The organism is Mesorhizobium sp. STM 4661 (assembly GCF_000359125.1).
Lineage (GTDB): Bacteria > Pseudomonadota > Alphaproteobacteria > Rhizobiales > Rhizobiaceae > Mesorhizobium.
Genome location: NZ_CAAF010000067.1, coordinates 1 through 17846 on the forward strand (window position 1 = coordinate 1; position 17846 = coordinate 17846).

The 17846-nt window shown below is 63.7% G+C and carries 15 protein-coding genes and 1 tRNA gene; 7 read left to right on the plus strand and 9 right to left on the minus strand.

Going from position 1 to position 17846, the window contains the following annotated elements; translation table 11 throughout:
• Both MESS4_RS22575 and galE read right to left on the minus strand, forming a co-directional pair.
• Positions 1-1247: D-amino acid dehydrogenase (locus MESS4_RS22575; RefSeq protein ID WP_036241906.1), on the minus strand; the 1247-nt coding region annotated here is incomplete at its 3' end.
• A 111-nt stretch (positions 1248-1358) separates the two neighbouring features.
• Positions 1359-2354: a UDP-glucose 4-epimerase GalE gene (galE, locus tag MESS4_RS22580; RefSeq protein ID WP_006335963.1), complete on the minus strand. Its 996-nt coding sequence runs from the start codon at positions 2352-2354 to the stop codon at positions 1359-1361.
• 276 nt (positions 2355-2630) lie between these two features.
• On the opposite strand from galE, the gene hemA reads away from it, so the two are divergent.
• Positions 2631-3908, plus strand: coding sequence for a 5-aminolevulinate synthase (gene hemA / locus MESS4_RS22585; RefSeq protein ID WP_006335964.1), 1278 nt, complete (start codon positions 2631-2633; stop codon positions 3906-3908).
• Positions 3909-3932: 24 nt separating this feature from the next.
• Here the strand turns inward: hemA and MESS4_RS22590 are convergent, their stop codons facing one another.
• Both MESS4_RS22590 and mscL read right to left on the minus strand, forming a co-directional pair.
• Positions 3933-5099, minus strand: coding sequence for a pyridoxal phosphate-dependent aminotransferase (locus MESS4_RS22590; RefSeq protein WP_006335965.1), 1167 nt, complete (start codon positions 5097-5099; stop codon positions 3933-3935).
• A 107-nt stretch (positions 5100-5206) separates the two neighbouring features.
• Positions 5207-5629 carry a large conductance mechanosensitive channel protein MscL gene (gene mscL / locus MESS4_RS22595; RefSeq protein WP_006335966.1) on the minus strand — a complete coding sequence of 141 codons (423 nt, stop codon included), beginning with the start codon at positions 5627-5629 and terminating at the stop codon, positions 5207-5209.
• Between the two features lie 248 nt (positions 5630-5877).
• Between mscL and MESS4_RS22600 the strand changes: the two genes are divergently transcribed.
• Positions 5878-9366 carry a PAS domain-containing hybrid sensor histidine kinase/response regulator gene (locus tag MESS4_RS22600; RefSeq protein WP_006335967.1) on the plus strand — a complete coding sequence of 1163 codons (3489 nt, stop codon included), beginning with the start codon at positions 5878-5880 and terminating at the stop codon, positions 9364-9366.
• Between the two features lie 11 nt (positions 9367-9377).
• On the opposite strand, the gene MESS4_RS22605 is transcribed toward MESS4_RS22600, so the two are convergent.
• On the minus strand, positions 9378-10037 hold the full coding sequence (locus tag MESS4_RS22605; RefSeq protein WP_006335971.1) for a response regulator transcription factor: 660 nt from the start codon (positions 10035-10037) through the stop codon (positions 9378-9380).
• A gap of 156 nt (positions 10038-10193) precedes the next feature.
• Entirely contained in the window at positions 10194-10631 is a 438-nt protein-coding gene (locus tag MESS4_RS22610) for a hypothetical protein (RefSeq protein WP_006335972.1), read from the minus strand.
• A 103-nt stretch (positions 10632-10734) separates the two neighbouring features.
• On the opposite strand from MESS4_RS22610, the gene MESS4_RS22615 reads away from it, so the two are divergent.
• Entirely contained in the window at positions 10735-11085 is a 351-nt protein-coding gene (locus tag MESS4_RS22615) for a DUF952 domain-containing protein (RefSeq protein ID WP_006335973.1), read from the plus strand.
• Positions 11082-12158, plus strand: a complete 1077-nt coding sequence (locus tag MESS4_RS22620) for a quinone-dependent dihydroorotate dehydrogenase (RefSeq protein ID WP_006335982.1) — start codon at positions 11082-11084, stop codon at positions 12156-12158. The genes MESS4_RS22615 and MESS4_RS22620 overlap by 4 nt, the downstream gene beginning before the upstream one ends.
• Before the next feature lie 358 nt (positions 12159-12516).
• Here the strand turns inward: MESS4_RS22620 and MESS4_RS22630 are convergent, their stop codons facing one another.
• Entirely contained in the window at positions 12517-13854 is a 1338-nt protein-coding gene (locus MESS4_RS22630) for an MATE family efflux transporter (RefSeq protein ID WP_006335988.1), read from the minus strand.
• A gap of 130 nt (positions 13855-13984) precedes the next feature.
• Between MESS4_RS22630 and MESS4_RS22635 the strand changes: the two genes are divergently transcribed.
• Positions 13985-14887: a histone deacetylase gene (locus MESS4_RS22635; protein WP_006335989.1), complete on the plus strand. Its 903-nt coding sequence runs from the start codon at positions 13985-13987 to the stop codon at positions 14885-14887.
• 103 nt (positions 14888-14990) lie between these two features.
• Here MESS4_RS22635 and MESS4_RS22640 read toward each other — a convergent pair whose 3' ends face one another.
• Positions 14991-15254: a DUF6460 domain-containing protein gene (locus MESS4_RS22640; RefSeq protein WP_006335992.1), complete on the minus strand. Its 264-nt coding sequence runs from the start codon at positions 15252-15254 to the stop codon at positions 14991-14993.
• Positions 15255-15395: 141 nt separating this feature from the next.
• Between MESS4_RS22640 and MESS4_RS22645 the strand changes: the two genes are divergently transcribed.
• Positions 15396-15469: transfer RNA gene (locus MESS4_RS22645), tRNA-Gly, on the plus strand.
• 19 nt (positions 15470-15488) lie between these two features.
• Here the strand turns inward: MESS4_RS22645 and MESS4_RS22650 are convergent.
• On the minus strand, positions 15489-16478 hold the full coding sequence (locus MESS4_RS22650; protein ID WP_006335993.1) for a LysR family transcriptional regulator: 990 nt from the start codon (positions 16476-16478) through the stop codon (positions 15489-15491).
• A gap of 293 nt (positions 16479-16771) precedes the next feature.
• Between MESS4_RS22650 and chvE the strand changes: the two genes are divergently transcribed.
• The gene (gene chvE / locus MESS4_RS22655) at positions 16772-17836 is read left to right on the plus strand and encodes a multiple monosaccharide ABC transporter substrate-binding protein (RefSeq protein ID WP_006335994.1); all 1065 of its coding nucleotides are present in this window, start codon (positions 16772-16774) and stop codon (positions 17834-17836) included.
• The last annotated feature ends 10 nt before the right edge of the window (positions 17837-17846 follow it).

Here is a 17846-nt window from a genome sequence, read left to right on the forward strand (position 1 = left end):
TTCCTGTAGACCAGCCCTTGCGGGTCGATCTCCGGCTTGCGGCCGGCGACCAGATCGGCCAGGAACTTTCCCGAACCGCAGGCCATGGTCCAGCCGACATGGCCGTGGCCGGTGTCGAGATAGAGGTTCTTGTAGCGCGCCTGGCCGATGACCGGCACGGAGTTCGGCATCATCGGCCGCAGGCCAGCCCAGAGTACGGCCTTCTTCTCGTCGAAGGCGCCGGGGAACAGATCATTGCCGGTCCTGAACATGGCGGCGAAATCGCTCGGTCTGTGCGTGCGGTCGAAGCCGGTGAACTCGGCGGTGGAAGCGAGTCTCAGACGATTGCCGAGCCTGGAATAGGCGATCAACTGGTCCTCGTCGGCGCCGCCCATCGTAGGCCCTTTGCTCTCATCCTCCAGCGGGATGGTCGCGGTGTAGCCCTTGACGGGATAGACCGGCAGGTCGATGCCGTGGCGGCGGCCGAGCAGGCCACTTTCCGGCCCCATCGAGATCACCACGGCATCGCAGGTGACAGGGCCCGCGGACGTGATGGCCGCGCGCACCCGGTCGCCGTCGATGTCGAGGCCTTCGACCGTCGTGCCGTAGAGAAATTTCACGCCGAGTTTTTCGGCGGCATGAGCGGCGAGGTTCTGGGTGAACTGGCTGGAATCGCCGGTCTGGTCGATCGGCGAATAGACGCCGCCGGCTATTTTGTCCCTGGCGCCGGCAAGGCCCGGCTCGAGCTCGACCAGCCGGTCGCGGCCGACGATCTCGATCGGCAGGCCATGTTCGGCGAGATAACGGTAATTGTCGGTGCCGGTATCGAGGCTCTGCTGCGAACGGAAGAAATAGAGAATGCCCTTCTTGCGCTCGTCATAGTGGATGCCGGTCTCGGCCGAGATGGCGTTGATGCAATCGCGGGAATAGAGCGCCAGGCGCAGCTTGACCTGGCTGTTTGCGCGCAGCCGCGCCTGCGTGCACTGCCTGAGGAAGCGCAGGCTCCAGGCGAGAAAATAAGGATCGAAGCGCAGCCGCACCTTGATGCCGAGATCATGGTTGTAGAGCGCGCGCAGGAACGTCTTCAGCGCGGCGGGCGAGGCCCAGGCCGTGGCGTCGCCGGGTGATACCAGACCGGCATTCGACTGGCTGGTGCCGCGCGCTGCCGCCTGATGGCGCTCGATCACCGTCACCTCGTGGCCGTCGCTGGCCAGATAATAGGCGGCCGCCGTGCCGACCACGCCGGCCCCCAGCACCAGGATCTTCATGCCATCCCCCAAGGCTCGACGACGCGGTGCAACGCCTCCACGCTCCGCCGCGAGGCCATTCATAGCGCGTCCACGGCCGGCTTTCGAGCCCGCCGCCGAAGAACCGGCGGGTCAGGCCCGCGCCGAATTCTTGCCGGTCAGGATGCGTTCCCAGGCGAGCGCATCGGCGACGATCAGGTCGAGATCGTCGCGCTGGGGCGTCCAGCCGAGTTCGCGGCGCGCCAGCTCCGAATTGGCGACCACCGCCGCGGCGTCGCCCGGGCGGCGTTCGCCCATCCGCACGTCGAAATCATGGCCGAAGACGCGGCGCACGCTGTCGATGACTTCAAGCACCGAATAGCCGTGGCTGTAGCCGCAATTGGCGACGAGGCTGGTGCCGCCGGCGCGCAGCCGCTCGAGCGCCAGCCGATGCGCCGCCGCCAGATCGCTGACATGGATATAGTCGCGCATGCAAGTGCCGTCCGGCGTCGGATAATCGGTGCCGAACACCTGCATGAAGGGGCGCTTGCCGAGCGCCGTCTCGCAGGCGACCTTGATCAGATGCGTGGCGCCCGGCGTCGATTGGCCGGTGCGCCCTCTGGGATCGGCGCCGGCGACGTTGAAGTAGCGTAGCGCCGTGTAGTGCAAGCCGTGGGCGATCGCCGCGTCGCGCAGCATCCATTCGCTCATCAGCTTGGACAGGCCGTAGGGCGATTCCGGCGCTAGGCGCGCATCCTCGCGCACCGGCTCCAGCCCGGCGCCGCCATAGACGGCGGCGGTCGAGGAAAAGATGAAATTGGGCACGCCTTCGCGCACCGCGGTTTCGATCAGCGTGCGGGTCTTGCAGGTGTTGTTCTCGTAATAGCCAAGCGGGTCGGCGACCGATTCGGGAACCACGATCGAACCGGCGAAATGGATGATCGCGTCGACGTGATTGTCGCGGATGATGGAACCGACCAGTTCCTTGTCCGCGACATCACCGACGACCAGCTTTGCTTCCGGCGCCACTGCCCATTCGAAGCCGGTCGAAAGCCGGTCGAGAACGACGACGCTTTCGCCGGCATCCAGCAACTCCCAGACCATGTGGCTGCCGATATAGCCGGCACCGCCCGTCACCAAAACCGTCATCCGTATCCTCGCACCTTCTGATTTATCGGAAACTGTCTCAACAAGCGCCTTACTGGAAAGCCTGCCGCATGGCCATTAAAACCCTGAATGTTAAATCGGTAACAGTCGCTCCGGCCCGCGGCATGATACCGAAACAAAATTGATCCACATCAAGGGAATAGGCCACGATCCGTGGCCGTTAGGAATAAGTCCGGGGCGTGGCATTTTGACCAAACAGGCCCGGTGGACGACCAATGGGGCAATGATTATGATCCCGCGCAAAATTGGGAAGCCGACATGAACTACCAGCGGTTCTTCGAGGAAGCGATCGACCAGATCCATGCAGAGCGTCGCTACCGCGTCTTCGCCGATCTCGAGCGCATCGCGGGCAAGTTTCCGCGCGCCATCTGGCGCTCGAACGGCCGCGCCGAGGAAATCACCGTCTGGTGCTCCAATGACTATCTCGGCATGGGCCAGCATCCCGATGTCATCGCCGCGTTCCAGCAGGCGGCCGGCAAGATGGGATCGGGCGCCGGCGGCACCCGCAACATTTCCGGCACCAGCAACCCGCTGGTTGCACTGGAATTGGAGCTGGCCGACCTGCACGACAAGGAAGCCGCACTGGTCTTCACCTCCGGCTTCGTCTCCAACGAAGCGTCGATCTCGACCATTGCAAAGCTCCTGCCCAACTGCCTGGTGCTCTCGGACGAACTGAACCACGCCTCCATGATCGAGGGCGTGCGACGCTCGGGCGCGGAGAAGAAGATCTTCCGCCACAACGATGTCGCACATCTGGAAAGCCTGCTGCAGGCGGCCGGCCGCGAACGCGCCAAGCTGATCGTCTTCGAAAGCGTCTATTCGATGGATGGCGACATCGCGCCGATCAAGCAGATCGTCGATCTCGCAGAACGCTACAATGCCATGACCTATATCGACGAGGTCCATGCCGTCGGCATGTATGGGCCGCGCGGCGGCGGCATCACCGAGCGCGAAGGCCTGGCCGATCGCATCGACATCATCGAGGGGACGCTGGCCAAGGCGTTCGGCACGCTCGGTGGCTACATCACCGGCACAAGCGCGGTGATCGATGCCGTGCGCTCCTATGCGCCGGGCTTCATCTTCACCACGGCGCTGCCGCCGGCCATCGCCGCGGCCGCCACCACCTCGATCCGCCACCTCAAGCGCTCGCAGGCCGAGCGCGACGCGCAGTCGCGCCAGGCAACGCGGACCAAGCAGGTTCTTGCCGCGGCCGGCCTGCCGGTGATGGACTCCCCTACCCATATCGTGCCGCTGCTGGTCGGCGATCCCGAGCTCTGCAAAATGGCCAGCGACCGCCTGCTCGGCGTCCACGGCATCTACATCCAGCCGATCAACTACCCGACCGTGCCGCGTGGCACCGAACGGCTGCGCATCACGCCGACGCCGTTCCATTCGGATCAGCTGATCGCGGAACTTCAGGACGCCTTGGTCGAGACCTGGGACGCCGTGGGCATCCCCTATGGTTCGGCGGGCCGACCATCCGTGACCAAGAGCGACCGGATCATACCGCTGCTGGTGCCGAAGTCAGGCGGGTGAAGCCAGTCTCCGGCCTCCGGTGCCTCAAACCGTCTTCATCCATTTCGCCAGCCGGTGCGCCGCTTCCTCGAGCTGATCGAGGCGGCGGTGGAAGCACAGCCTGAGGAAGGCTTCGCCACCGGGGCCGAAGGCGGTGCCGGGCGCCAGGCCGACATTGGCCTTGTCGACGATGTCGACAGCAGCAGTGCGTGAATCCGTGATGCCGTCGACGGTGAAGAACAGATAGAATGCGCCCTGCGGCACGGTGAACCGGGCGCGGCCGGTTGCACCGAGAATGCCGCATACCAAATCACGCGCTGCCCGCGCCCGCTCCACCTGTTCGGCGATGAAGGCATCGCCCTCGTCGAGCGCGGCAATGGCGCCGCGCTGCATGAACTGGGCAACGCCCGACGTCGAATACTGGATCAAGTTCTCGAACACCTGCTGCAGCGCGGGATGCGTCTTGATCCAGCCGACGCGCCAGCCGGTCATCGCCCAGTTCTTGGAGAAGCTGTTGACGAACAGGATACGGTCCTCCCCCGTCGCAATGTCGAGGAAGGACGGGCCACGACCATGACCATAATGGAACAACGAATAGATCTCGTCGGCGATGATCCAAAGGTTTTTGGCGCGGGCGAGGTCGAGGATCGCCCGCAGGGTCTCATGATCGGCGGTCCAGCCGGTCGGGTTGGACGGCGTGTTGACGAACAGCGCCTTTGTCCGGGGCGTGACGGCGGCCGCGATCTTGTCGACGTCGCTGGACCAGCCATTGCCGGAATGATCGAGCGCAACCGGCACAGGAACGGCGCCCGCGACACCGGCGGCGGCGGCAAAATTCGGCCAGGCCGGCGACAGGTAGACGACCTCGTCGCCACTGCCGGCAACCGCATCGAGCGCCAGCTGGATGGCGTGCATGCCTGAGCCGGTGACGATGAATTCTTCCTCGGCGAAACTCTTGCCGAAATGCCTGGCGTAGTAGCGGGCCAGCGCCTGCCTGAGCTCGGGAATGCCCTTCTGCCAGGTATAGAAGGTCTCGCCGCCGGCCAGTCCCCGGGCGGCGGCATCGCTGATGAAGGCAGGCGTCGGCAGGTCTCCCTCGCCGGCCCAGAGCGGGATCAGGCCATCGCGCAGGCGGCCGTGGTTGACGACGGCGACAATGCCGCTTTCGGGCGCGGCCCGGGCTTCGGCGCGCAAATTCTGGATCAGGGTCATGCAAATGTCCGTTTGGTTTCGCGACAGCTAGCCTGTTTTAGGGCAGGCGAAAACAGAAAACCCCGGCCGTGGGCGGCCGGGGTTTTGGTCCAGAAATCTGGCCAGGGCTATTTCCTGGCCAGCAGATCGCGAATTTCGGTGAGCAGCGCGACATCGGCTGGCGGCGGAGCAGCCGGAGCAGCGGGCTTCTCACGCTCCAGCCGCTTGCGCATATTGTTCACCGCCTTGACCATCAGGAAGATGATGAAGGCGAGGATGAGGAAGTTCAGCGCTACGGTGATGAAGCTGCCATAGGCAAAAACAGCGCTCTGATCCTTGGCAGCGGCCAGCGAGGTGGCCTTGTTGTCCAACGACAGGGGCAGGAAATAGTTGTTGAAGTCCAGCCCGCCGAAAATCGCGCTTACGATCGGCATGATGATGTCGTTGACAAGAGAATCGACGATCTTGCTGAAAGCAGCGCCGATGATGACGCCGACGGCCAGGTCCATCACGTTACCTTTGGAAATGAATTCCTGGAATTCTTTCAGCATTTGACCCTCCATGTCATCACAGGCCGTGCTGCCGCCTCCACCCGATCCTTCGGCGCCGGCCGCAGGCAACATAACAAAAACCTGCGGTTGCAACAGACGCAAAAAGCGGAAAACCCAGTGGTTTTCACTGTCACCGTCGTCCGACACCGCAGCCATCATGCACCGAAAGCCGTGATGGACTTGCCCCTCAAGCTGTGATTGCCTCACGAGAGGCCGGAGGAAAACCGGCAAGGGAGGATTTCTAGGCCGTGCAGGGCTGGTTCATCGTCATCATCGCGATCGCCTATGTGACGTTGCTCTTCGCCATCGCCAGCCTCGGCGACCGGCGCTCGACGACGTCCAGGCCCGACCAGGCCCGACCCTTCATCTATGCGCTCAGCCTGGCGATCTACTGCACCTCCTGGACGTTCTTCGGCTCGGTCGGCCTTTCCTCCGAACGCGGCCTCGAATTCCTCGGTATCTATATCGGTCCGGTGCTGGTCTTCGTGTTCGGCTTTCCGCTGCTTCAACGCATCGTCAGGCTGGCCAAGACCGAAAAGATCACCTCGATTGCCGATTTCCTCGGCGCCCGCTACGGCAAGAGCTTTGCGGTCGCCGCGATCGCCACGCTGATCGCAACGATCGGCGCGGTGCCCTACATCGCACTGCAGTTGAAGGCGATTTCCGGCTCGGTCAGCCTGATGGTCGAGCACTATACCGGCTCGCCGCCCTCCTTCGATCCCTTCGTCAGCGACATCTCGCTGGTCGTCGCCATGCTGCTGGCGCTGTTTGCGGTGCTGTTCGGCACGCGCCACGCCGACGCCACCGAGCATCAGGACGGGCTGGTGCTGGCGGTCGCGGTCGAAACCGTGGTCAAGCTTGCCGCCTTCCTGGCGATCGGCCTGATGGTGACCTTCCTGATCTTCGGCGGCCCGGGCGACATGATCGACAAGCTCGCGCGGAATGAGCAAGTGCGTCAGGCGATGAGCTACAACACCTCGCTCGCCACCTGGCTGGTGCTGACGGGCCTCAGCGGCTTCGCCATCATCATGCTGCCGCGCCAGTTCTACGTCACCATCGTCGAGAACCGCAGCGAGGCCGAGCTGCGCACCGCGACATGGGTGTTTCCACTCTATCTGGTGGCGATCAACCTGTTCGTGCTGCCGATCGCGCTGGCCGGCCTGTCGCTGGTCGGCACCAAGACCAGCAGCGATCTCTATGTCTTGTCGCTGCCGCTGCTCAGCGGCCATGATGTGCTGGCCATGGCAGCCTTCATCGGCGGCCTGTCGGCGGCGACCGCAATGGTGATCGTCGAAAGCGTCGCGCTGTCGATCATGATCTCCAACGACCTCGTCATCCCGCTGTTCGTGCGCCGCCTGCTCAAAACCACGACCTCCCAGAACGAGGACTGGTCGACGCTCATCCTCAATGTGCGGCGCGGGGCGATCTTCATCATGCTGTTCATCGCCTTTCTTTACTACCGCGAGAGCACCAACAATGCGCGGCTCTCCTCCATCGGCCTGATGTCGTTTGCAGCCATTGCCCAGTTCGCGCCGGCCCTTATCGGCGGGCTGGTCTGGCGCGGCGCCAATGGCCGGGGTGCCGCGCTCGGCATGGTCGCCGGCATCCTCGTCTGGAGCTATACGCTGCTGCTGCCGTCACTGGCCGCACCCGATACCGGCATCGTCGTCCATGGCCTGTTAGGTTTCGAAGCGTTGCGGCCGCAGGCGCTGTTCGGCACCGTCGCCGAGCCGCTGAACCACGGCGTCTTGTGGAGCCTGTCGATCAACACGCTGTTCTTCGTGCTCGGCTCGCTGTCGCGCGCATCGGTGCCGCTGGAGCGCATCCAGGCGGCGATCTTCGTGCCGCGCGACGCCGGTCCGATGCCCAGCCTGCGCCGCTTCCGCACCGCCGTCACCGTCAACGACCTCAAGGACACCATCGCGCGCTACCTCGGTGTCGAACGCACCGAACGCTCCTTTCAGTCGTTCGAAAAGAGCAGCGGCACCTCGCTGCACGGCAACGAGCAGGCGAGCATGGACGTCATCCGCTTTTCCGAGCAGCTGTTGGCGAGCGCGGTCGGTTCGTCTTCGGCGCGGCTGATCCTGTCGCTGCTTTTGCGCCGCAACGACCGCGAATCCAAGGATGCCTTTCGCCTGCTCGACGACGCCACCGAGGCGCTGCAACACAACCGCGATCTGTTGCAGATCGCACTCGACCAGATGGAACAGGGCATCACCGTCTTCGATCGGGATTTTCGGCTGATCTGCTGGAATCGCCAGTACCGGGCGCTGTTCGACCTACCCGACGAGATGGGCCAGGTCGGTGTCTCGCTCGACCGCATATTGCACCACCTCGCCCAGCGCGGCGACATTCCGGCGGACCAGCGGGTGGCGATGCTCAACCGCCTGACCAGTTTCGTCAGCCCCTGGCAGATGGAGCTGAAGACAAGCGGCCGCATCCTCGAATTGCGCTCCAACCCGATGCCGGATGGCGGCATCGTCGCCACCTATGCCGACATCTCCGGACGCGTCGAGCAGGACCTGGCGCTCAAGCGCGCCAATGAATCGCTGGAACAGCGCGTCAGGGACCGTACCGTCGAACTGACCCGCGTCAACGAGGAGCTGGCGCAGGCGCAGATGCTGGCCGAAGAGGCCAATCTCGGCAAGACACGCTTTCTTGCCGCCGCCGGCCACGACATCCTGCAGCCGCTGAACGCCGCCCGGCTCTATTGCTCGTCGCTGATCGAAAAGGTCGGCAAGGGACCCGCCGGCAAGGCCGCGGTCAACATCGAATCCTCGCTGGAATCGGTCGAGACCATTCTCGGCGCGGTGCTTGACATTTCCCGCCTCGACGCCGGCGCGATGAAGCCGGACGATACCGCCTTCAGCCTGGATGGCTTGCTCAGGCAGATCGGCAACGACTTCCGGCCGCTGGCCGCCGAGAAGAAACTCGGCCTGACCATCATGCCGTCGTCGCTCAGCGTGATGACGGACCGCAATCTGTTGCGCCGCCTGATCCAGAACCTGGTGTCCAACGCCATCAAATATACGCGCCATGGCCGCATCCTGGTCGGTGTCAGGCGGCGCGGTGAACTGGCGGAGATTCAGGTGATCGATACCGGCATCGGCATCGCCGGCGACAAGCTGAACACGGTCTTTCACGAATTCACCCGGCTCGACGAAGGCGCGCGCGAGGCAGAAGGCCTGGGTCTGGGCCTCTCCATCGTCGACCGCATCGCCCGGGTCCTGCGCCTCGAAATCCGGATCTTCTCGAATCCTGGCAAGGGCACGCGCTTTTCCGTCATCCTGCCGGTCGCGGCGGTCGAGGCGCCGCGCCGCGCCGTCGAGGCCAAGGCGCCAGTCCGCGCCGCCGCCTCCCTTGCCGGACTCCATGTATTCTGCATCGACAACGACGCCCGCATCCTCGATGGCATGCGGCTGCTTCTCGAAGGCTGGGGCTGCGACGTCGATCTTTTTTCCGGCTCGGAGGATTTCGAGGGGCCGGGGCTGCGAAGGCCGGACATCGTGCTTGCCGACTACCATCTCGACGGCAGGACCGGCATCGACGTGATCGCGAGATTGCGTGCGATCCATGGCGAGGACATGCCTGCCGTGCTGGTCACCGCCGACCGCTCCAGCGAGGTTCGTACGGCCGCCGCCAGGCTCGACGTGCCCGTGGTCAACAAGCCGCTGAAACCGGCGGTGCTGCGTTCGATGATGGCCAGGGTCAGGCCGCTGGCGTCAGCGGCGGAGTAAAGCCCAAACAGTCAATCCGCGGCCTGCAGCGGGTCGCTGCCGATCTTGGAGAGCTGGATCACCGCCTGGGTGCGGCTGTCGACGCCGAGCTTCTGCAGGATCGCCGAGACATGCGCCTTGATCGTCGCTTCGGAGACGCCGAGTTCGTAAGCGATCTGCTTGTTGAGCAGCCCTTCGGCCAGCATGCCGAGCACGCGCGTCTGCTGCGGCGTCAGCGCCTGCAGCCGCTTGATCAGGTCGGAGATCTCTGGATCGCGCTCGACGCCGAGATCGATGCCGACGGGAGCCGCGATATCGCCGGCCAGCACCGACTGCACGGCACTACGGATCTCCTCCATGCTGGCCGATTTGGAGATGAAGCCCGAGGCGCCGAGATCGAGCGCGCGGCGGATCGTCACCGGGTCATCATGCGCCGACACCACAACCAGCGGCACCGCCGGATGGATGCCGCGCAGCGATATCAGACCGGAAAGGCCGCTGGCGCCCGGCATCGACAGGTCGAGCAGCACCAGATCGACATCCTCATTGGCCACGACCAGCGCCTTAGCACTTTCGAAATCGCCGGCCTCGTGAATGACGGCGACATTGCCGATGCCGGCCAGCGCCTCCCGAAGGGCGCCGCGGAACAGCGGATGATCGTCGGCAATGACGAACGTGTAGCCCGACGGCAAATGTCCCTCCCCGAATCCCATCGATGATTTTCTGTTTTTCGGGACCAGTCGAACAATTATGCGGTGATGTCGGCTGTTTTCAAGCGGCAAAGGCCAAGCGCGGATTTTTCCCCAGGCCAGGACCATCGCCATTCGGCGATTTTGCCCTAACTGCGCTCAGGTCTTTTGCGAATTGAGCTTGGCGCCGTCGCCGCCATTGTCCTTGTCCATATCCTTGACGATGTCCATGAAGCCGCGCAGGAAGCGCTCCATGTAGCTCATCGTCTTGTTGAAATCCTCCTCACTCGGCAAGGACGATTCCAGACGGGCGGACAGCGAGTTTTCGAGCTTGACGACGCGCCCGTCCAGCGCTTTCACCGAGCCTTGCAGCCGGTCGATCTCGTCCTGGAAGGCGGCGCGTTCGTCGGCGGCCACCTTGCAGACGAGCTGGCCGGAACGTTCCTCGCAGATCGACATCGCGCCGGTCTGGGTGTCCATGCGGACATAGCCATTGGCCGACTTTTCCAGCTTGTAGCGATCGGTTTCCTCGGAAAAGGCCGATGCCGCGACGAGCGAAACGAGTGCTGCCGGGATCAAGACGTGCTGCAGACGCATGTTGTCCTCCATGGGCCAATAGGTGCAATCTATCACATGTTTGCGCCGGAAATGGGGAAGAAGCGCCCTTCCCCGCCTGGTCTGTTCAGACTATAGCGCAACCATGTCTCAGATTATCTACAAGATAGCCCCTGAAGCGCTTTGGCGCGAGGCCGAAAGAAACGGAAGCTTCACCGGCGCGCCGATCGATCTCGCCGATGGCTTCATCCATTTTTCCACCGCCGGGCAGGCCAGGGAAACGGCAGCAAAGCATTTTGCCGGCCAGGCGGGGCTGTTGCTGATCGCCATCGACGGCACGCGCCTGGGTGAAGCGCTAAGATATGAGGTCTCGCGCGGCGGCGCTCTGTTCCCGCATCTCTACGCCCCACTGGATCTCGAGGCCGTGCTTTGGGTGAGGCCCCTGCCGCTCGACGTGGACGGCCTGCACGAATTCCCGACGCTGGAGGCCGAATGAGCCTGCTCGACCGCGTCGGCCAGAAGCTGCTGTTCGGATTCGACCCGGAAACCGCGCACGGCCTTTCAATCGCGGCGCTGAGATGCGGCCTGCCGATTGCCGGGCGCCCTGTGCGCGACGAAAGGCTGAAGGTCAGCCTCTGCGGCATCGATTTCCCGAACCCGCTCGGCATGGCCGCCGGCTATGACAAGAACGCCGAGGTGCCGGACGCGCTGCTCGGCCTCGGCTTCGGCTTCGCCGAGGTCGGCACGGTCACGCCGCTGTCTCAGGCCGGCAATCCGAAGCCGCGCATTTTCCGGCTGACAGCGGACGAAGCGGTGATCAACCGGCTGGGCTTCAACAATGAGGGTCACGACGCGGCCGAGCGACGCCTTGCCGCCCGCAGGGGCCGCGCCGGCATCGTCGGCGTCAACATCGGCGCCAACAAGGACAGCGCCGACCGCATCGGTGACTATGAACGCGGCGTCACCAGGTTTGCGCCTTACGCCAGCTATCTGACGGTCAACATCTCCTCGCCCAACACGCCGGGCCTGCGCACCATGCAGGCGCGCGAGCAGCTCGGCGAGCTGCTTACCCGTGTCATGGCCGCGCGAGCGGCGGCATCAGTGAAACCGCCGATCTTCCTGAAGATCGCGCCGGATCTGGTCGAGGCCGAGCTGGAGGATATCGCCGCCGAAGTCACCGAGAAGCAGATAGACGGCGTCATCGTCTCCAACACCACCATTTCGCGACTGAGCCTGCATAGCGCCGCTGTCGCCGGCGAGACCGGCGGGCTCTCAGGGAAGCCCTTGTTCGAGCGCTCGACCATCGTGCTGGCGAGGATACGCAAACTGCTTGGCCCGGACCGCGCCATCATCGGCGTCGGCGGCGTCGATTCCGCCCAGACGGCGCTGGAAAAGATCCGCGCCGGCGCCGATCTCGTGCAGATCTACACCGGCATGATCTATGCCGGGCCTTCGCTGCCAGGACGCATTCTTTCCGGAATGATCCGTTTCGTGGAAAAAGAGCGGCTCAAATCCATCCGCGATCTACGTGACAACCGGCTCGACTTCTGGGCGTCGAAGCAACTCTAAACTGCGCCAGAAGCGTGATATCCCAGGTTGAAATTTCGTCCAGGTTCGAGCCGCGCGGATCGTCGACTAAAGCTTTGCCAGTATGGCCCCTGTAGCCAATAAGATAGCGGACGCAAACCACAGAGAAAGCAATACCCACCCCTCTTTCCTACGGTGAATGAAGAAATAATTGAGGTATCGACCTTGCCTGTCTCTCATGAGAGAGAGGTCCTTAAGCACGATGTAGCCAACGCCAGCTATAAAAAGAAATCCAAATGCAAAGGCGCCGTATGCCGAGATATCGGTAATGATGCCACTTCTTCCAACCAGTTCCCGCATATTTTCGACCCTAAGATTGTTCATTCCAATATGACAGCACCTAAAACGCTGTGCGCACCCGCAGCCGCAGAATGGCGAGCAGGCTGAAGCCGCGCACCAGCAGGAAGACATGCAGCGCCGCCCACAGGCCGTGATTGCCGAATGCCGGCGCCAAAGTGAGCAGCGCGGCGCTGAAGACCAGGAACGACAACAGCATCATGTTGCGCATGTCGCGCGACCAGGTTGCACCAATGAAGACGCCGTCCATCTGGAATGCCAGCACGCCGCTCAGCGCGGTGAAGGCGGCCCAGGGCAGATAGATGTCGGCAACGGCTCGAACATCTTCAGATGTCGTGATCAGGGCGACAAGATCGGCACCAGCCAGCAAAAGGATCAAGGTAGCGGCGCCCGCCAGTCCGAGCCCCCAGAACAGGGTCAGCCGCACCGCCTGCCGGAATTGTGTCGCGGCGCGCGCGCCGACCGCCCGTCCTGCGAGTTGCTCGGCGGCAGTCGCGAAACCGTCGAGGAAATAGCCGGCGACGAGGAAAAGATTCATCAGCACGGCGTTGGCGGCCAGCATCACCGTGCCGAACTGTGCGCCCTGGCGGGTGAACAGCGCGAAGGCGGCGAGCAGCGAGAACGAGCGGATCATGATGTCGCGGTTGAGCGACAGCATGCGCAGGAAGGCCGGCAGGTCGAGAACGCGATGGCGCGGCAGTCGGGGGGCCGCCCAGAACCGACGGCCGATGATCGCCAGGCCAAGCAGCATGGCGACGAATTCGCCGGTGACGGTCGCCCAGGCGACGCCGGCAACGCCCCAGCCGAGCTTCAGCCCCAGCAGGATGCAGAGCGCGATGTTGATGCCGTTCAGCACCAGTTGCAGCATCAGCCCCAGCCCGCCCTCGCCGCGCCCCAGCACATAGCCGAGGATGGCGTAGTTGATCAGCGAGAACGGTGCGGCGAGCAATCTGATGCAGATATAGACGCCCATCGCCTCGCTGACGCGCGGTTCGGCGCCCATGAACCATTGACCGGCGATGGCGACCAATGGCGCGAGCGCCGCAGCCACGATGCCGGCGACAACCGCGATCAGCACGGCGCGCCAGAACACCGCCTGTTCCTCCAGTTCGTCGCCGCGCCCGAAAGCCTGGGCGACTAGGCCGGTGGTGCCGGAGCGCAGGAAATTGAAGGACGTGAAGACGACGTCGAAAACAAGCGCGCCCGCCGCCAGGCCGCCGAGAAGGGCCGCGTCGCCCAACTGCCCGACCACCGCCGTGTCGACGATGCCGAGCAGCGGCGTCGTCAGATAGGCAAGCGTCATCGGCACCGCTATGGCGAGCACCGAGCGGTTGGTAACGATGAAAGGCCGGGCATTGACCGTTGATGGCGCCTGATCCAAGGAGCCTCTTTCCTGCGGGAGCATCTTGATCGACCCGCCGATGTGCCCCAGTTTCGTTCCCCCGCGCAACCGTCCATCCCGTCATGGTCAACCGAAACCCGCTTCTGGCGCACCAGCCGTAAACCGCCTCATGCCCCTGCAGATCGTTCATCATCCCGACTACGACGCCGGCTTTGCCGTCAATCATCGCTTCCCGATGAGCAAATACCCACTGCTCATGGAAGCGCTGAGCGCGCGCGGACTGGCCGGGAGCGACGCACTCAACATGCCCGAACCGGCGCCGGCGTCATGGTTGAAGCTTGCCCATGCGGCCTTCTATGTCGACCAGGTGATTGCCTGCGAAGTGCCCGCAAAAGTCGAGCGAGAGATCGGCTTTCCGGTCGGACCGCGCGTTTCGCTGAGAGCACAGCTCGCAACCGGTGGCACGGTGCTGGCGGCACGGCTGGCGTTGCTGAACGGCATCGCCTGCAACACCGCCGGCGGCAGCCATCACGCCCGGCGCGCGCAAGGCGCCGGCTTCTGCACCTTCAACGATGTCGCCGTCGCCTCGCTGGTGCTGCTTGCCGAAGGTGCCGTCCAAAACATCCTGATCGTCGATCTCGACGTGCATCAAGGCGACGGCACGGCGGACATTCTGGGCGACGAGCCGCGCGCGTTCACCTTTTCCATGCATGGCGAGCGCAACTATCCGGTGCGCAAGATCGCCTCCGATCTCGATATCGCGCTGCCCGACGGCACCGGCGACGCGGCCTACCTCGAGAGGCTCAGTGGCCTCCTGCCGAAATTGTCCGCCAGGGCGCGCTGGGACATCGTCTTCTACAATGCCGGGGTCGATGTCCATGCCGAGGACCGGCTGGGCAGGCTGTCGCTGTCGAACGAGGGACTGCGCGCCCGCGACGACACGGTGATCCGCCATTTCCGCGCGCTCGATGCCCCCGTGTGCGGCGTCATCGGCGGTGGCTATGCGACGGATGTGGCCGCACTTGCCGCGCGCCATGCCATCCTGTTCGAGGTGGCTTCGCGCTACGCCTGACGGTCTTATCGTTTGAGCATGATCCTTTCCGAACCGCAGGTCAGCGAAGCAAAAACCGGTTTCCACTTTTCGCTGACGCGGACCTTCGGTTCGGGATCATGCTCTATTTCTTATAGTTGGCGATCCTGAGCAGGATGAAGGCCGGCACGACGATCGCCGCGCCCAGCAGGATATAGCCGAGGAAACGGTCGACGGCGCGGAAACCCAGGTTCCACAGATCGACGAAGAACTTCTGGATGCCGTAGAGCACGTCCATTGGCGACCAGCCGAAGGCGTTCATGACGAGGCCGACGAGGAACGACACGACCAGCAGCTTCAGGAGCACCCGGAGCGGCGTATCGCCGAGAAAGCGGTTCAGTGCGGACAAGGCTCGTCTCCAGAATAGGTTGCACCGATTCGCGTACCGGTTCAGAAATACGCAGTTGCAGCGCCAGCATCAAGCCGGGCTCGGGATTCCGACCGCTTTGCGATTGCCCGAAGCCGGGCCATCATGGTAACGAAGGCTCACGCGGGTATGATGTAATGGTAGCTTGTCAGCTTCCCAAGCTGAACGCGCGGGTTCGATTCCCGCTACCCGCTCCAGCCGCCACCCCATGGCGCTTCATCCCACCTCCCGCAAAATGAAGTCGTGCAACATCTTGGCCGCCGGCGACAGCACGCGGTTCTTCACGGTGATCAGGCTGTAGGGCCTGACCTCGATGTCGAACTCGGTCTGGACGACGTCGATGGCACCGGCCAGCCCCTCGGGGTTCTGGATGAATTTCGCCACCTGGATCGACACCGGCGCGATCGCGTCCGACTGCGCCACCATGACCAAAGTGAGCAGCAGCGAGCTGGTGTTGAGGATGCGATCCGGCAGCGCGATGTTGCGGTTCAGGAAATTGCTTTCCATCGCCTGGCGCAGCGGCGAGCCACCCGACTGGAAGACCCAGTCATAGGCGGCGGTTTCCTCCAGCCGCACCGCCTTGCCCTTGCTCAGCGGGTGGCCGCGGCGCACGATCAGGCAGGCTTTCTCGACGCCGATGACGCGCGATTCGAACAGCCGCGGATTGAGGTCGTCGGGGATGCGCGCGATGATGAAATCGTGTCGCGTGGCGATCAGCTCGCGCGCCAGCACGTTGGAGGTCTCGACCTGCATGGTGATCTCGATGCGCGGATAGATGCGGCGGATTTCGCGGATCGCCGGCACGGCCAGCTCGATCGCCGGCGCGGTCACCGCGCCGAGGAATACCGAGCCGCCCTTGCCGGCCTTGAGCTCCGAGATCTCGCGATCGACCTCGCGCATTTCGAGCAGGATCGAGCGCGCGCGCCTCGCCAATGCCTTGCCATAGGGTGTCAGCGTGATGCCGCGCGGCAGCCTTTCGCACAGCTTGACGTCGAGCACCGCCTCCATCTCGGCGATCATGCGCGAGGCGGCGGGCTGCGAGATGTTCAACACCTGCGCCGCCGCACTCACCCGGCCGTGATCGTCAAGGGCGGCGATCATGCGCATGTGGCGCAGGCTGAGGCCGCTGCGCAACAGGGTTTCGCCGTCGCCCGGAAGCTCGTCGTAACCGGCGGAAATTCCTGAAGGATTTCGCAATGCCGCCATGATCTTCGCCAGCTCCAGCCAATGTCCCGGTCTGCCTCAGTCATATACCAGTTTCGATATAGCAACCATCAAAGATCGCATTTGACAGTTATGTCAAAGGGACACACCCTTCGCGCGTCCCGAGACGTGACAGTCGATGACGAGAAAAATCGTATCGATTGAAATAAGCGTTGCGGGGCCGATTGGGAGGATACCGGAGATCGATAGACGACAGCGGCGCGCTCGCGCTTCTGCTCGACTGCGCGGCCCGCGAAGCCCCGAAATGTCGCGTCCATCAACCAGGGAGAGTTACTGTGAAAATCATCAAGACACTGGCCGCCGTGGCGGCCCTTGGCATCGCGGCCATGACGCTGCCTGCGCAGGCGGGCGAAGGCCTGGTCGGCGTGCTGATGCCGACCAAGACCTCGCAGCGCTGGATCAATGACGGCGACGCCGTCAAGTCCCAGCTCGAGGCTCTCGGCTACACCGTCGACCTGCAATACGCGCAGGACGACATTCCGAACCAGCTCAGCCAGCTGGAAAACGAAATCACCAAGGGCCCGAAGGCGCTGATCATCGCCTCGATCGACGGCACTACCCTGTCGGACGCGCTGCAGAAGGCGGCTGACGCCGGCGTCGTCGTCGTCGCCTATGACCGCCTGATCAAGAAGACCGCCAACGTCGATTACTACACCACCTTCGACAATTTCGGCGTCGGCGTCATCCAGGCCAATTCGCTGCTCAAGGGCCTCGGCATTCCGGAGAAGAAGGGTCCGTTCAACATCGAGCTGTTCGGCGGTTCGCCGGACGACAACAACGCCTTCTTTTTCTACGATGGCGCCATGTCGGTTCTCCAGCCGCTGATCGACAACAAGACCCTCGTGGTGAAGTCCGGCCAGACGGGCATGGACAAGGTCGGCACGCTGCGCTGGCTGGCGGCAACCGCCCAGGCCCGCATGGACAATCTGCTCTCCGCCAACTACTCGGACGGCAGCCGCGTCGACGGCGTTCTGTCGCCATATGACGGCCTGTCGCGCGGTATCACCGCCTCGCTGCGCGCCGTGGGTTACGGCACGGACGCTCAGCCTTGGCCGATCGTGACCGGTCAGGACGCCGAGACCGCCTCGGTCAAGCTGATCATCTCGGGCGAGCAGTACTCGACCGTGTTCAAGGACACTCGCGAACTGGCCAAGGCCACTGTCGGTCTCGTCGACAAGGTGCTCTCGGGCGGCAAGCCTGACGGTCTCGACACCAAGACCTACAACAACGACGTCAAGGTCGTTCCCTCGATCCTGTTGACGCCGTATGAGGTCGACAAGTCGAACTACCAGGCGCTGGTCGTCGACTCCGGCTACATCAAGGCCGACGAGCTGAAGTAATCTCGGTTGC